This window comes from candidate division KSB1 bacterium, from assembly GCA_022566355.1.
Lineage (GTDB): Bacteria > Zhuqueibacterota > JdFR-76 > JdFR-76 > DREG01 > JADFJB01.
Map to the genome: position 1 here is coordinate 1 of JADFJB010000051.1, position 16,505 is coordinate 16,505.

16 protein-coding genes are annotated in these 16,505 nt (G+C 38.7%); 9 read left to right on the forward strand and 7 right to left on the reverse strand.

Translation table 11 applies throughout. The features are described 5' to 3' along the window. The 5 genes from IIC38_10560 to IIC38_10580 all read left to right on the forward strand — a co-directional run. Positions 1–208: lysine--tRNA ligase (locus tag IIC38_10560; protein MCH8126393.1), on the forward strand; the 208-nt coding region annotated here is incomplete at its 5' end. Further along, entirely contained in the window at positions 199–1,143 is a 945-nt protein-coding gene (locus IIC38_10565; GenBank protein MCH8126394.1) for an ABC transporter ATP-binding protein, read from the forward strand. The genes IIC38_10560 and IIC38_10565, both read left to right, overlap by 10 nt. Next, positions 1,140–1,964, forward strand: a complete 825-nt coding sequence (locus IIC38_10570; protein MCH8126395.1) for an ABC transporter permease — start codon at positions 1,140–1,142, stop codon at positions 1,962–1,964. Before IIC38_10565 ends, IIC38_10570 begins: the two co-directional genes overlap by 4 nt. Before the next feature lie 14 nt (positions 1,965–1,978). Next, positions 1,979–2,257, forward strand: coding sequence for a PqqD family protein (locus tag IIC38_10575; GenBank protein MCH8126396.1), 279 nt, complete (start codon positions 1,979–1,981; stop codon positions 2,255–2,257). A 329-nt stretch (positions 2,258–2,586) separates the two neighbouring features. Continuing rightward, positions 2,587–3,600, forward strand: a complete 1,014-nt coding sequence (locus IIC38_10580; protein MCH8126397.1) for a methionyl-tRNA formyltransferase — start codon at positions 2,587–2,589, stop codon at positions 3,598–3,600. Positions 3,601–3,934: 334 nt separating this feature from the next. Here IIC38_10580 and IIC38_10585 read toward each other — a convergent pair whose 3' ends face one another. Further along, positions 3,935–5,062, reverse strand: a complete 1,128-nt coding sequence (locus IIC38_10585) for a nucleotidyltransferase family protein (protein ID MCH8126398.1) — start codon at positions 5,060–5,062, stop codon at positions 3,935–3,937. A 168-nt stretch (positions 5,063–5,230) separates the two neighbouring features. Next, complete coding sequence (locus IIC38_10590) at positions 5,231–7,216, reverse strand: peptidoglycan DD-metalloendopeptidase family protein (GenBank protein MCH8126399.1); 1,986 nt, start codon at positions 7,214–7,216, stop codon at positions 5,231–5,233. Between the two features lie 216 nt (positions 7,217–7,432). Here IIC38_10590 and IIC38_10595 point away from each other — a divergent pair, with 216 nt between their 5' ends. Further along, entirely contained in the window at positions 7,433–7,630 is a 198-nt protein-coding gene (locus IIC38_10595; GenBank protein MCH8126400.1) for a hypothetical protein, read from the forward strand. 466 nt (positions 7,631–8,096) lie between these two features. On the opposite strand, the gene IIC38_10600 is transcribed toward IIC38_10595, so the two are convergent. From IIC38_10600 to IIC38_10620, 5 genes are all read right to left on the reverse strand, one after another. Further along, the gene (locus IIC38_10600) at positions 8,097–8,990 is read right to left on the reverse strand and encodes a M55 family metallopeptidase (protein MCH8126401.1); all 894 of its coding nucleotides are present in this window, start codon (positions 8,988–8,990) and stop codon (positions 8,097–8,099) included. 37 nt (positions 8,991–9,027) lie between these two features. Further along, entirely contained in the window at positions 9,028–11,964 is a 2,937-nt protein-coding gene (locus IIC38_10605; GenBank protein MCH8126402.1) for a hypothetical protein, read from the reverse strand. A 181-nt stretch (positions 11,965–12,145) separates the two neighbouring features. Further along, the gene (locus IIC38_10610) at positions 12,146–13,075 is read right to left on the reverse strand and encodes an isoaspartyl peptidase/L-asparaginase (protein MCH8126403.1); all 930 of its coding nucleotides are present in this window, start codon (positions 13,073–13,075) and stop codon (positions 12,146–12,148) included. A gap of 532 nt (positions 13,076–13,607) precedes the next feature. Next, the gene (locus tag IIC38_10615; GenBank protein ID MCH8126404.1) at positions 13,608–13,886 is read right to left on the reverse strand and encodes a DUF3179 domain-containing protein; all 279 of its coding nucleotides are present in this window, start codon (positions 13,884–13,886) and stop codon (positions 13,608–13,610) included. A gap of 12 nt (positions 13,887–13,898) precedes the next feature. Continuing rightward, complete coding sequence (locus IIC38_10620) at positions 13,899–14,345, reverse strand: DUF3179 domain-containing protein (protein MCH8126405.1); 447 nt, start codon at positions 14,343–14,345, stop codon at positions 13,899–13,901. 99 nt (positions 14,346–14,444) lie between these two features. On the opposite strand from IIC38_10620, the gene IIC38_10625 reads away from it, so the two are divergent. The 3 genes from IIC38_10625 (at position 14,445) to IIC38_10635 (ending at position 16,478) form a co-directional block, all read left to right on the forward strand. Next, positions 14,445–14,618: a hypothetical protein gene (locus IIC38_10625; protein ID MCH8126406.1), complete on the forward strand. Its 174-nt coding sequence runs from the start codon at positions 14,445–14,447 to the stop codon at positions 14,616–14,618. A 420-nt stretch (positions 14,619–15,038) separates the two neighbouring features. Continuing rightward, on the forward strand, positions 15,039–15,728 hold the full coding sequence (locus IIC38_10630) for a PTS sugar transporter subunit IIC (GenBank protein MCH8126407.1): 690 nt from the start codon (positions 15,039–15,041) through the stop codon (positions 15,726–15,728). Then, positions 15,729–16,478 (forward strand): PTS system mannose/fructose/sorbose family transporter subunit IID, encoded by a 750-nt coding sequence (locus IIC38_10635; protein MCH8126408.1) that lies wholly within the window; start codon positions 15,729–15,731, stop codon positions 16,476–16,478. Positions 16,479–16,505: the final 27 nt, after the last annotated feature.

The following is a 16,505-nucleotide window of genomic DNA, read 5'->3' on the forward strand; positions in this document are numbered from 1 at the left end:
GTCACTTCGAGGTCAGGGGGCGATTATATTTCTCAATTTCTCTGATGGAACTGCCACGTTTCAGGCGTTATTAAAAAAGGGGGAAGTGGAAAAAGAACACTTTACATTATTTAATGAAACTATTGATATAGGAGATTTTATTGAATTCAAGGGTTCATTATTTTTAACAAAAAGAAAAGAAAGGATTATCAATTTAATATGTCAATAAATGTTATAGAAATATCTTTGTTAGTAAAAAAATATGATAATGTTAATGCACTGAACGGAATATCACTTAATATTTCAGAAGGAACTATATTTGGGTTTATTGGACCAAATGGTGCAGGAAAAACTACACTGATCAAAATTCTAAGCAGCCTCATCTTACCGTCATCCGGAAAGGCACTTGTAAACGGATTTAATGTTGTTACAGACAATAAATCGGTTCGCAGATCCATTGGTCTTGTGGTTAGTGACGAACGCAGTTTTTACTGGAGATTAACCGGCAAACAAAATCTTAGGTTTTTTGCCACTTTAAACAACTTATCAAAAGTGACTTATGAAACCAGAATCGAATCAGTTCTCGGGTTATTAGATTTGCATAAAGAAGCTAATAAACCTTTTAAGAATTACTCTACTGGCACGCGGCAAAAGTTTGCAATTGCAAGAGGTTTGCTTACAAATCCAAAGATATTAATCATGGATGAACCCACCCGCAGTTTGGATCGGTCTACTTCGCAAGATTTAAAAAAATTAATCAAAGAAAAAATTGTCGGGGAAGAAAAAAATACAGTGCTGTTAACGACTCACAACATTTATGAAGCTGAAGAACTTGCTGATCGAGTCGGAATTATTCACCAAGGTGAGATCAAAACAATCGGAGCCTTACAGCAAATCCGTAATACGATTAACTTAGAAAAAATATACAAGATTTCAGTGGAAAATTCGGACACACAATTCAAACACATAATAGAATCTGCAAATTTCAAAGATTCTGTATCCTTTCACAATGTAGAGAACGGAATATGGGCAATCCAAATTAAAAATGGCAAAGTCGGAATATCGGATATCATTTCGCAAATTGTTAGTTTTAATGGCCGAATTCTGGAGTGCACACATCAAAAGCCTGATCTTTCGAAAATTTATGATAGGATTGTACAATGAGTGAACTCTTATTATCACTTAAAAAACCATTGGCTTTTGCCAAAAGAGATTTTCTAATCTCAACTAGTTACCGTTTTGATTTTATTTTTCAGTTTTTAGGAGTGTTATTTTCAATCTTAACATTATACTTCTTATCAAATTTATTTGGATCGAAACCTCTTGAATCTATTTCAAAATATGGCGGTGATTATTTTTCTTATGTGATCATAGGATTTAGCTTTTCCAGTTACTTAGCCGTTTCATTAAATGGCCTTTCAAAAAGTATCCGGGAAGCCCAAACCACTGGAACTTTGGAAGCGCTCCTGGTAACACAAACTGAAATACCGACAATCATAATTTCATCATCCATTTATAGCTTCTTAATTACATCCGTTCATGTAATACTTTTTTTAACAATTGGTGTTGTTTTTTTAGGTATTGATTTTTCCAATGCAAATTATCTTGCCGCTATAATAATCTTTTTATTGACAATTATTTCATTCAGTAGTCTCGGAATAATCTCAGCTTCATTTATTATGATTATGAAACGTGGCAATCCTGTCGATTGGTTAGTTACAGGAATTTCATGGTTGCTAGGCGGTGTTTATTATCCTGTTTCTGTGTTACCGGATTGGTTACAGAAAATTTCATATATGTTGCCAATTACTCATTCACTGGAAGGGATGCGTATGGCATTATTAAAAGGTAGTTCGATTGGAGAGTTAACGAATAGTGTTATGGCTCTTGGTATATTCTCAATCATTATGCTACCCATAAGCGTATTATCATTTAGAATGGCAGTACGGCAAGCTAAAATACACGGAAGTTTAACACAATATTAATAAAGGAAGAAAAAATGAATAACGAAGTTAAAAAATACCAGGTCAATTCACAAGTCGTATCTACAGAACTCGAACCGACCGAAGCTGTTCTGCTTCATTTAGACAACCAAAGATATTATACTTTAAATGAAACCGGTTGGTCGATTTGGAAACATCTAAAAAATGGATTGGCATTACAACAAATCACCAACGAATTACAAAAAGAATTTGATGTGGATCATTCAAAAGCCGAAGAAAGTGTGCGGGAAATCGTTAGTGAACTTGAATCTGAAAGGCTAATCGAAACTCAATAAGATCAGTACAGATATTAAAACTGGATACAAAAGAAATGCCCCATCTTAATGAAACTTTAATTAATAACATCCAGATTAGACCGCTTCATTAAACGATCTTAGCGCTATAACGGATCTTCACAAAAAAGAAAGACTATATCATCAACAGTTTGATCCATTATTTGAACTTTCTCCTGAATTTGACCATTAAACTTTTTTTGTAAATCTCTGCAGAATGCAAGTGATTTGATCCTTGTTGCAGAAACGACAACCAAGGTGATTGCTTATGTTTATGTTCGAATTCTAAAAGAACTATTGATATACCCAAAAATCAAAATGGAAAAGGCATCATGCTCAAAGTCCTGTTGATTTCAAACTGGTACCACTGGCGCATCCATGCACTCAAGCGGATTGCCGTGAGCGGCCACCAGCCGATTGGGATCGTTATCTATCCTTCAAGAGAGTGGACCCAAGCTTTACCGAAACTTGTGCGCGGCTTACTGGCGTACTCAAATAAAGCACGTTCACTTGCGACCAGTTTTTTGTCGCCGGAATCACTTGAGCAAATCAAGCTCGCACACAGTGCAAGCAGGCTCGGAGCGTCTGTACTTGAGGTTGCGGATATCAACCGGCATGACGCTCGGTCACACATTCGCCAGCTTGCCCCAGACGTTATCCTTACTTTTGCCTGGCCCAGAAAATTTGGTGCGGAACTGCTGGCAATCCCGGCGCTCGGCTGCATCAATTGCCACCCCTCTCTCCTGCCCCGCCATCGCGGACTGCACCCCATCTCGGCTGCAATTCTCGCCAACGATAACGAAACGGGCGTGACCTTTCACTTAATGAGTGAAGTGTATGACTCCGGCGACATGCTTCTGCAAAAGACCACGCCGATTGCACCTGATGAAACCGGCCTATCCCTTCTGAACAAATGCGGTAAGCTCGCAACCGACGCTTTGCCAGAGTTACTGGATGGTCTGGCCTCTGGCTCACTGCAGCCAATACCACAGGACGACTCGCTGGCTACGGAAACGCCAAAACTGGCCGCCAATGACGCTGTTGTAAACTGGACCCTGCCCGCCGCGGAAATCGAGTGGCAAACTCGTGCGCTCTACCCTTGGTTTGTACGGCGAACATATCACGACAATGAAGCGATTACCTTTCGAAAATGCGAAGTGGCAGAGAATAGCATTTCTGCTGTGCCCGGCCAGATTCTTGGCAGCTCTGCCTGCCATTTGGCCATTGCAACCGGGAATGACGCCATTATCATCACTGAACCTCAGATCGATGGTTTAACCAAAAGGCAGTCGCGACGCTACCTGCGGAACCATGTAAAAGTGGGCAAAATTCTGCAAGAGCGGTAGTTTCTGTCAGTCTCAGTCGCTATGCTTCCTCAGTCCGGCCACATCATCGGTACTTAACATTTTACGGGCGTTTACAACTAACCTACTTCATACACAAAACCTTCGAAATGAATTTTTTAAAAGACAGAGGACTGCTGATGGATTGCCCAATTGGGGAAGCACAAGCATTGGTACTCTACAATTGAAAGAAAGTTTAGAATGACTTAAAGCACAAAAAGTTCATTTCCTGGATTTGGATATCCACATCCTAAACAAGGGTGGAAATTCAATTCTGGCAGCAAAATGGTTTTAAAACATTTAAATTGATGATGCGCAAAAAACTATAATTGAAAATTTATTTTTTCTTTAAAGAAAACACAAACCCAAACCCATATTGAGAGATCAACCTGATTGGTTTCACTACAAAATATAGAAATGAAAGGAATGAAGGAAGAGAAAGAAAATAGCGGTCTTTTTCATTTGGAGTTAAGACCCAGTGTGTATTGCGAGCTAGAATTACAATCTTATCACGATAACGTTCTCTTGCCTTAATCCTGAACAAGGGGGTTTTGTGGGTACCATAATCGGACATTGTAAATAACCACTTATAAACCTGTTGAGCAAGCGAATGCACAGCACGATTTGATTGTAATAATGATTTTATTTGATCGGGTAATTGAGCGCCAAGAAGGTCGTTAGCCAGGAAAAGACCCAGTGAAAGCACCCTTTCGCCACCAATACTTTTAGCTAACTTCAGAATACAATTCAAATCCACTTCAGGATTTGCTTCAATTAATTTAGAGATGTCACAGATCCACTTTAATCTTTTCCAATTATGTTTTGTCCCATGAATACAATGGATGATAAACAAATCCTCAGACGACAAGTTAAGAACTGTTGCCCCAGCGAATGATATCTTATGCGTGTTCTCCCATAACTTATCCAGGTCCAGGGGGAAATGGTAAATTTTTGATATAATATCCCAGTGAAGCTCTACCCTGATACGGCCCTCTTCTTTTAAGAACTCAAAATCATTTCTTTCTATAAGATAAACCTCTTCATTTATTTCTATTTTTTTTAATAAATTATATTTGTTTGAAAGTAAAAGGCTTTTGGCTTTTAACACATTCTTTTTCCGTACCAATATGTCCAAATCAACAAATTGTCTCAGCGATAAACTTCCGTAAACCGATTCTGCAAAGACCGGTCCTTTCAAAGGAATTGCTTCTATCCCGTTTGATTCAAATAAATCCATTATCTTTAGCAACTCTCCTGTCAGAATAAGATTACGTTGTACGTTTGCTAAATATTGTTCTTTAAGGTGATTCATCTCCTTAACGGGAACAGAATCTTGAGCAATGTTTTTCAAATTAGTATAAATGATTGGCAAAACTCCATGTAGCGCTACTATGCGATGAAAATAGTCCCAATCTATCTTTTGAGTAAGCAATTCCTTGATGTCAAGAGCATTCTTTTGATCCATATGAGACTTAAGGCAAGCTATTAGTAGCTTGTGTTCAGGACGGGTATTTAAAATAGTTTTTAAATTTTTCAACCGAGTCATTTAAATATTATCGACTTAAAAATAGCTTATCAAAAGTTCTGAAATAGGTTTTCAGAGTAAGGACTAATCAATTCCCATCGTTTAAACTTACTTTAAAAACACTGCTTTTTTTATCGCAGTAAATCTACCGGCTTCTAATTTAAAAAAATATATTCCCGAGCTTAAGGATTTTGCATTCCACTCGATGGTGTAGGTTCCGGTCTTCTGCTTTTCTTCAATAAGATTAGACACCCATTTTCCATTGAGATCTAAAATCTGCAAACTCACATTTGTGTCTTCCGGAATATGGTATCGAATTGCTGTAATCGGATTAAACGGATTCGGATAATTTTGCCAAAGCGTAATTGTAACTGGTACAGAATCAATTTTTATTTCACGAGAATATTCGAAAGAACCATCACTGTTAATTTGTTTTAAACGGTAGAAATAGGTAGTACCTGGCATTAGGTTTTGATCCAGAAAAGTATATTCGTTTAGGTTTGCAGTCGTTCCACTCCCCTTTACAAATCCTATTTTGTCCCAGGATCCATTTTCACTTTTTCGTTCAACAACAAATCCATAATTGTTTGTCTCGGACAAAGTAGTCCAAAATAATTCTACTGTATTATCTTTGAATTTTGCTGAAAATGTGCTTAACTCCACAGGCACAGTATTGGTTCGCGGTTTGCTAGGATCAACAATGTGGTACCACATTGTGTCTTTTAAACCTGCTTGATCCATTGCAATAGCTTGGAAATAGAATGATCTGCTAGGTTGGGTTGATGTGGCAGAGATAATTACGATCGAATCTTGCTGAAGAGATACAAAATCCAATTCATTCAACAAAGAGTATGTGACTTCTCCTCCAAGAGATGAAACTCTAAGCGTATCCCGCTGTGTCTCTTCGTTTATGCGAAATGACCGTCCGGCAAGAGGTGCAAATCGCGGCCGAAATACTGTATTCTCCCCCACCTCAAAATCAACTTGCTTTTTTACGGATACATCAACACTTATTGTGGCTGTCCACCTACCATAATCGGTTGGGAATACATTTTGCGCGAAATTCCAATCCAAATAATACCATGCTCTTTGAGCTTTATCCGGAAGCGTAAAGCTCGATTGATCAAACAGCGAATTATCAGAACGACGGACTCTTAATGTAAAAGCATCACCCGCCTGGCCCTGAACCTGTAGCCAAACGATAATAACTGTTTCATCTTTTCCAAATACTTCCGGTTGAGACAGTCTCTCTTTAAATAGATCAAAAGAAATATAATTTTCATCTCCACCGGCAGAAGCCCTGGTTGTTACCCCCATATCGTAAATTCTGATCGGATCATTCCCCACATACGGCTCCTGGTTCTGCCAAAGACTTGGTAGCGTATTTAAGGTTCCCTGCCATGGATCACGCTTCTGCCAAATTCCGTTGATGTATTCCCCAACTTCAAAATGTAAATGCGCCTCTGTTGAATTACCTGAACTACCGGCAAGTCCGAGCACATCACCTTTTTCAATTGTTTCACCTTCTTCAACCGTAACAGAATTCTTTCGAAAATGAACGTACCAGGCATGAGTTCCATCATCATGTTGAACAATGACTCTATTTCCAAAATCGGGATATGGCGGTTTGGTGTTTCGGTCTTGTTTAGAAAAAACGGTTTCAACCACAGTCCCATCTGCAGCTGCAACGATTTTCATGCCACGATCCATTGCTCGAAAATTGAAAAGGGTCACATCAGTCCCTTGGTGTCCATTGTAGGTATGAGGATTACCCATGTAATCAGCAAAAGTGTTTGAATTGTCATCATCGACATAGTTGAACAAAAATAAACCATCGTGTAATTGGTTAATAAGCGGCCAGTCAAATAATGGGTAATTAATTTTTTGTATTGCATTTGAAGATGTTCTGTATCTTCCTATTTTTTGCCAAAATGTAGCATGGTTAATAATTGGCAAGCAGTTGAATTCATATTCCTTTGGGTTCACTATTTTTACGGATTGGTGAGAATTAAAAGGATAGGTTTGGCTATTAACCGGATTTGATACCAGGCTCATCGAGAGGTATAAAATGAAGAGGGCTGTTTTACCAATCAAAAAAAAGCTCCTTAACGTTTAATGTACAGTTAACTTTTATAGCAAAAATTATGCAAAAGTAGCTTCGCATTGAGAATCCTATGATTGGATTTCAAACAAAAACATAACAAATTGATTATTGCAATTTTTTTAATATTTTTCCCATAAAGGATTCGTAGTGATAACCAAAATCGACAATTTTGGAAGAATACTTATCCCCAAAAGATAAGAAAAAAATTGGGATTAGAACCAGGAGAGAAAATAAGCATCGAAACAACTAGAAAAAAAATTATTCTCAAAGCAAACCAAGAAAATAAAGCGAATCAAAAAAACCTAAAAAGTTTTGAAAAGCTTCTTGCGTTTAACCAACAGTTTCAACTTACAGTCGATCCTAACATAGATCTATCAGAACTGACCAATGAGATAAATAAGTGATATATTTTGATACAGATGTAATTATTCATTCAATAATAATTTAAGACAAAGAAAAGCATATTGTATCTATCGACATCATTAAAAAAGCAATAAAAAATGGCAGTTTTTTTTCTCATTTTTAGTATTACAAAAAATTGCTTTTGCATTAAGTAAATTGGGATTTTCAAATCATTTCATAGAGCACAACATAACAAGTTTTCTAAGTTTAACTTCTTTTCAATATTCTGAAATGCAATTTTCCAGAGCATGTATGTTGGCAAATAAAATCGGATTCAATCATTAACGATTGTATTCATACTTCTATTGCACGAACAATTTTGTGATGAATTGATCACTTATAACAAAAGTGATTTTAGAAAATTAAGGTCACATTCAAATTTAAAAATAACTATTCTATAATCTAGAGACACAGGACTAACTTTGAAATTGAATCTTCCACCAAAACCAGCTAATAAGCTCAATAATCTCAATAACTAATATATTTATACATTAGTCGTATTAGTTTATAGGCCTCGTTCATATTCTTAGCCGTATAAGTAACCGTAAACCCATTCTCACCTTTTCCCATTCCCGGAATAGCTTGCAAAATATCTACATGCATTGTTGAGGCCAACTTCATTTTGATTCGCACAGGAGTTCCGATATCATAAGGCCTTGCCTGATCCAGGTTTCGCAAAGCCTCCTTCGTTGCAAATGTCAGGCGTTTATGTACAACTTTGGGGTGAACCAGTTTTGCCACCTGTGGAGTAATAGCCTCTTTCGTACTCACAGTATTTGTTCCAAGCAATTGCTTTAATTCCTTGGTTAAATCCAAATCTCCGCAAGCCAAAATCACAGGTACTCCAAGCTCCCCGGCAAATGCAGCATTTAAGCCGCCCTCCCCTACTTCAATATCATTCAGCCATAGTCCCTTCACCGATCCCGAACCGGTATGGGCCAGGAATCCGTTGGGATCGCCAGCTTTTGAGTGGTAGCCAATAAATATTACCCCATCAAAACTTTCTTCCAAACCCTGTACCATCCCTAATGGTTTGAGATTCCCCTGGATATATGTGACTCTTTCATCCAATTCAGTATGATATAAATTCTGCATATCACCATGGGAATCATTCACAAGAATATCAGCAGGGCCATGCTCAAAAATAGCTTTTACTACAATATTTACTTCGTCGGTCATTAGCCTGCGCCCAATTGAATAATCCTTGCCATTTCCACGAGTCATCTTTGCGGTTCCTATACCACCAATTCCCTCCATATCTACAGAAATAAATATTTTGAGTGGTTTTTCCTGGGCTGACACAATACTGCATAAGAAAGTGAATAAAAGAATAAATGAGGCAGTTGATAATTTCCGAATCATGATTTCCTCTCTTTTAATTGCTGATTAAAATATCGCCTTAATTACCCATTGGATCGCTTCGTAAGGTAATTTTGCTTGTGTAGATTTTGCCGTTAACTTTCATTTTGACTAAATAATCCCCTGGATTTGCTTGTTCTCCTCGCAGTCTGCCACGAAAAGTTCTTCGAAACAAACTAATACTTCCAAAAGTTTTTCGTAATTGATCGATCAGTTGGTTTAGCGCTTCAATACTTTTTGATGATTTTACCATTTTTTGAGCATGTTCTAATACCTGCTTTTGTTTTTTAGTTTTTTGTGGAAATTTAGCAATTAGGTCGAGATTCGATTCAAGGTTCTTAATAAATCGATTGATTTGTTCAGGTGTTGGATCGAAGCGGAAATTCCAAAGAACTCTATTTAATCCCGATTCGCCTGGAACGGAAATGGTTCTTTTCTTGGCGCCTAAAAGATCGGTTATTTCGATAGAGACTTCTTTGGATTTTGATTTGAGATAATAGTTGATCAATCCGCCGCTAATTAATTTAGCCCTGACTATATTTTCTCTTTTTGGAATGTATGGAGGATTCTCTCCCGCATAAAACATCTGTCCACGAACACCGCCGCGGGAAGCATCCTGCCAAATCGTCATAGGTCGGTTGGTAAAAATATGAGCTTCAGAATCCAGGATAGAATTCGTCAATTGCTGCAAGGGAGTAATATCATCGGCAATCCAAAAACCACGGCCATGAGTCCCTGCGATCAAGTCGCCATCGCGAGGATGAATGACCAGATCGTAAAAAGCGACAGTAGGCATATTATTCATGAATCGCGTCCAGAATTGACCTCCATTTAAACTCACAAAACAGGCAAATTCAGAACCGGCAAAAAGCAGGTTTCTATTTTTAAGATCCTCCCGAATCACATACATTGAATGCCCATCAGGTATATTATTGGTAATTTTATTCCATGTTTTACCAAAATCGTTAGTCTTGTAAATCCATGACGAAAGATCCGCACTTCGATGGCCATCAAAAGTTACATAACAAATACCTTCATCAAAATGGGAAGCTTCCACACAACTGACCCACATGCCATCGGGAACACCGGGAATATTCTCTCGAATATTTGTCCAGTTAACTCCGCCATTGCGGGTTATCTGAATATTTCCATCGTCTGTTCCAACCCAAAGGAGAGCTGAATTTAAAGGCGAAACCGAAATACTGGTTATGGCGCAATGGGTTTCCGCACCAGACATGTCACGGGTTAAACCACCGGAAAGCGCATCTTGTTTAGCCGGATTATTGGTCGACAAATCCGGGCTGGCAATTCGCCAGTGATAACCACCATCCACTGTTTCAAATAAATAATTACTACCCAAATACAAAGTTTGCGGATTGTGGGGAGACATCACCAGTGGCGCCCGCCAGTTAAAACGGAATTGCTTTGGTAATCGGTTACCAGGAGCAGAATCTTCTTTAACATAATCGTTATAATTAATAATATTGGAAGGATTTGGGCGACTAAATTCAACCTGTCGTGTTTCCGCATTGTATCTTCGAAAGCTGCCGTTTTCAGCCTCGGTGTAGACTTGACGCCAATCGGTTGGATCCACCTGGACAAACATGCCGTCTCCCCAATGTAATTTCCACCACGAATCATTCAACACTCCACGGACATCTTTGCTGAAGTTAGGACCGCCCCAGGTGCCATTATCCTGGGTTCCTCCATAAACAAAATACGGATCTCGCATATCAACGCCGAGTGCGTAAAATTGACCCACCGGAATATGATCGAATAATTGGAATGTTTTACCATGATCATAGGTCAGGGTTAACCCTTTGTCCTTGGCCAGGTAATATCTATCTTTGTTGGATGGGTCCAGCCACATGCCATGATAATCGAGACCGCCTTCGAATTCGAGACCGCCGGGAACAAAAGTTTTGCCGCCATCTTCTGATAACCGGATTGTTGTGGTTAACACATACACTCTTTGATCATCCAATGGATTGATACGAATCTGGCTGTAATAAAAGGGCCGGTTATTGTAGCGATTCATGTATTGCCAGTTTTGCCCGCCATCCTCGGAGCGGTAAATTCCAGTACCAAGCAGTTTCATATTATAATAATCCGGATTGTCTTCCCTAGGCTGAAATCCGTGTTCGATAATTGCCATAAGAATTTTTGGATTCGACTGATAAATGTCAAGCCCAATGCGCCCTGTTTCTCCAGCAGGTAAGCCGTTAGTTAATTTGGCCCAGGTATCTCCGCCATCTGTTGTTTTGAAAATTCCGCCATTGGGGCCTCCGCTATCAAATCGATTGGGTTTGCGAAGCCGTTGATAAAATGCAACATACAGAGTATTGGGATTGCCCCGATCTATGACCAGGTCGATTGCACCTGTTTTACCATCATCGGGTAAGCCATTGGTTAATTTGTCCCAGCTCTTACCGCCGTTCGTGGTTTTGAACAAACCCCGGTCGCCGATATATCCCCATAAATAGCCAATCGCTGCAACATAAACAATATTTCTATGGGTTGGATGAACGACTACCCTGGCGATCTGATAAGTTTTTTTTAGTCCCATATGATGAAAGCTTTTTCCACCATCTGTGGATTTATAAATACCATCCCCCCAGGCTACACTGTTTCTATTGTTTGCTTCACCCGTTCCCACCCAGATGATGTTCGGATCATTCTGAAAAATGGCAATATCCCCGATCGATGCACTCCCGTAATCATCAAAAATCGGTTTCCATGTAGTTCCGGCATTGACGGATTTCCACACACCACCCGAGGCAGAAGCAGCCACAACATGGCTAAAATCGTTATCCAATGCTTCAACATCAACGAACCTTCCCGAAAAATTTCCCGGACCGATGTTACGCCATTTTATTTCTTTTAGGAGATCCCCATTATTTTGAGCAAATAATCCCTTTAGACAAAACAAAAGAATTAAAATGACGAATAAATTCACTTGTCTCAGTTTGACTATCATCCTATTCCTCTTATTTGTTTTAAGATTAATTATGTTACTCAACTTAGCCCCTTTAAATCTATCTTTTTGTTTACGCGTCCAATCAACTACCGAGTATTGTTTCACAAATACACTTCCGATCTACATTGGAAAGTCACTTAACATTCAAATCAGGATAGTCACACTCAACATGAAAGTTGATTTACTCCCAAATCTTCACTTCATAGATATTCTCCGAATCGGCGGCAGCTCGGAACATGCCTACCGAATTATAATCAAACACAATATTGCCAAGATTATCCACGGCAATAATGCCGCCATCATCAGGCTTTAGCGTTTGATGAACCACATTATGCGCTGCTTGTTCTAAACTCAAGCCTTTGTAAAACATTTGACTATGAATGTCATATGCAACCACATGACGGATAAATTCTTCACCTGTGCCAGTACATGAAACTGCACAGGTTTTGTTATTTGCATAATTTCCACAGCCAATTTGGGAGCTGTCACTAAGACGACCATATTTTTTGTTGGTCAATCCTCCTGTAGAGGTTGCAGCCGCCAGGTTGCCATTTTTATCCAATGCCACAGCGCCAACCGTCCCTTTTTCTTTTGTCTGCGAATCATCATCTACAGAATGATCCAGGCGAATCGAATCTCGTTCTTTTGCTTTCGTCCACTGGTCATAACGAAGTTGGGAATAAAAATAATCGTTATCACAAAATTCAACATTCATTTTTTGGGCAAACTGTTCAGCTCCCAAACCAACCAAAGCCACATGAACAGTCCTTTCCATAACCAAACGAGCAAGTTTGATGGGATTTTTTACTCCTCGAATCCCAGCCACAGCGCCGCATGATAGATCGGTACCATTCATAATTGAAGCATCCATCTCATGGTTGCCTTCATGATTGAAGACTGAACCTTTCCCGGCGTTGAATTTCAGATTGTCCTCTAAAGTTTTAACTGTGGCTTCAACGGCATCCAGGCTGGCGCCGCCTTTCTGTAAAATTACGAGACCCACTTTTAGCGCTTCCTCTAAGCCATCCAAATATTCCTGCTTAATTTTGTCAGCAAAATTTCTTGGGATAACACCAGCGCCGCCGTGCACAGCGAGAGCAAATTCTTTCATATTATAATTTGAGATATTATCATAAAAATAAATATTTAAAAGATACCTTTTGATAAATAATATCCTGGATATAATCAAGTAGTTTCAGAAGGGCATCATCGAAACGACAAATTTCGTTGAGTGTTTACACAATACAAATTGCTCCTATTACGTCAGCCGATTCACGTTTTTCTTAGACGTTGATCATTAAAGGACATATAGGTTGTAAATCATGATACGTATCTTTCTTCGATAATTTCCCTCAATAAGGCATCTTCTTTTGATAGGCACTATATTCATTTTCCATTCCACCAGCCTCAAACCTGGGCCACCTAAATACTGCCTATAAGCTCTATGGCATTTTTCATTGGGAGTACCATCTTTTGCAAAGTATGACCTTAATAATACGAAATGCGATTTTCCCCCTCGGATTTGTAAGCAATAAGAGAAAATCTGGAAAAATCCGTGCGTATCCGTTACTAAATTTTTTTCAGCCTCAGATGGGAATGACACGAAAGTACTGCTTTTATTCAGACTCTAATTATTGGGGGGTTTATTTGGAATCGGGATCCATAAACTTAGTATTCGGATGCTCTTGCTTCCACGTGCGCCAGCGAGTTTTAGTCGATTGGAATTCTGCAAGTTTGCGGTCTGCATATACCCCGCTGATACAGGTTAAACCGTCTTCTCCTGGCATGTGATACCATAAACTTTCGGTTTCATAATCATACAATACAAAAGTGAAGTCATACGTCCAGCCACTAGCACTTAGTGTAAGGACATTGTTACCACCGTCCGAATTCGATAATTCCCGGCTGTACACGGCAGCCAAATCGACCAGCGGTCAGTAAGCCACAGCCACGTGCACATCGCCAAATTTCTCATCGGCGACTTCGCTAGAACTCAGCCTTTGAATAGAATAAGCACGAGCATCCTCTTCCAAGCTGATCCCAAGAACTAGAAAAGTGCTGCCATCATCCGGATAACCAGGTTGACCAGGCCAAATCATTTGAGGGTCAAGAATTGGTGGGATCGCGTTCGGCCCCAGTCCAAACTGAAATTTGACGGGCTCGAAGCCATATTGACGCACTGCGTGACCTATTTCCCACTTTTTACCGGTTGCATCGACGATAAAGATCTCAGTTGTATCTGTCTGCACCGGGTCATCTGTGATTACTTCATCTTCCGGATTAGGATTTTGAAGATATTCTACGGTTGTTTCATCTTTACACGCACTCAGAAAGACGAGGAGAACAACAACGAAGAAACTGGAAATACTGGAAGACTTCACACCTGCTCCATAAACATTTATTCTGCACAAGTTATCTATTTTGTAAAATAACAGTTCAAGAACAAAGTTTATTCCCCTAATCAGAGGCAGGGTTTGTTAATGAATTCATCCCGTGGTTCTATGGGCGGTCCTGTCCTTCTTTACCTCATCTGTGCAATTGTGATTACGATGATTAAAAGTAAACCCGTATTGGTAAATCTGAATCATTGGAAAACGGGAAGGTTGTACGAACAACACTATCTGCCGCTTCATATCGGCCGTCCAATAGGGTGAAAATCAGTTCATGCCAGTGATTAAGTTCAGCAGACGGAAAAAAAACGGATATTCTCATAATCACAATTGCACCGATGAGATTAAGACTGCTGCTGCGAGCAATGCCTATGAGCTGATTATAGTTCTCTATTGTTTTTAATTAATGTGTTTAATTAAAATATAGCTATTGGAGCAGCACCTTCCTTATTTATTTTTACACAAATTTAACGACATTACTATCACAAATCTATTCATTGAATATTGTAAAGTTGGTTCCTAATAAACACAGGAAATTTATATTTAAATATCTCTGAAGAAACTATCCCATGAATTTAACATTCCCAAATTCCTTATTTTTTAGTTGAATTTCTTTATAAAAAGTGTGTAGATTATGCAACTCATCTGTAAATTATCTGGTTTTCTGCCTGAGATTGTTTCTAAATGATAAATGAAATCTTGGTGGTGTTTTTTGTTGGCGGAGTTATTGGGCTTGATTCAACAGCTGCTTGGCAGGTTTTAATATCACATCCAATTATAGCCTGCACACTAATCGGAACAATTTTCGGAGATCCTCAGCTTGGTTTATTTTTTGGAATTATTTTTGAGTTAATCTGGCTTTACGATGTTCCCACCGGCGGGGCAAAATACCCGGAAGGAAACATCGGCTCATTCGTCGGTCTGATGATTGCTCTTTCAATTAAGAATAATTCAAACTTCTCGGAGTCCTGGATTATTCTACTGACATCTGTCTTTGCAATAATCATTGCTTATATTTTTGGCTCTGCCATCGTAAGATTGCGCCAGTTTAACAAGCGCTTAATTGAAAAGGCTGATCAGTTTGCCGAAACCGGCGATGTTAATGGCGTTGAAAGGATTCATCTGATTGCTTTTGTTTTGGCATATTTTCACAGTGCGGTACTTAGTTTAGTATTTTATTTAAGTGGATTATTTATTGTGAATCAACTTTTAATGCAGTTACCGGGTGAAGCCCCGTTGACAAAGCAACAAATTCAACTGGTCTTCTTAGCAATGGGATCCGTTATCATTTTCCAGTTATTTTTTGAACGAAAGAACATGCGATACCTGGTAATAGCCATTTTTGCCGGAATTCTCTTAACTATCATATTTTAAATGCGATCACTCAGGAAAATAGATTTAATTAGAATATTGTTTCGAAGTTTTTATATCCAGGCATCCTGGAATTATCAAAGGCTTATCGCATTGGGATTTTGCTATTGTTTGATACCATCTATTAAAAAACTATATTCTGATAAAGAAGGTAGAAGCGAATGCTTGAAACGGCATTTGCAATTTTTTAATGCACATCCTTATTTTGCCTCTTTTGCATTAGGCGCCGTAGCTCGCCTGGAGGAGAAAAAAATATTTGAAAAATGGGAATCTGATAAACCTATCATAGTTTTTAAAGATCGCCTTTGTGGGCCGTTAGGTGCTGTTGGCGATAAATTATTTTGGCAAACGATTAAACCCCTAACTGCTTTACTGAGCGTGTTTACAAGCTTACTCTTGGGCTTTTTAGGACCTATTGTGCTGTTTGTCTCTTATAATATTCCGCATTTATATATGCGTTATTACGGCATAATTCGAGGCTACGAAATGGATTTCGATATAGTACGTGAATTATCAAAAAGAAAATATGAAAAACAATACCAAATTTTGCGTTCCATAGGATTTGTACTTCTTGGATTGTTCATCGGCTATATTATTGTTTTCACCGGAGAAACATTCGACTGGTCTATGGTCGCTTTTCTATTTTTAGTAGTTTCAATTACATGGTATTTCGTAAAAGCCAGAAAACCAATTAGTTGGCCTATTTTTTTAAACCTTGCTTTACTAATGGTCTTTAATATCTTTGTACCTTAATAAGTTAAGAAAAATAATCCACCTATC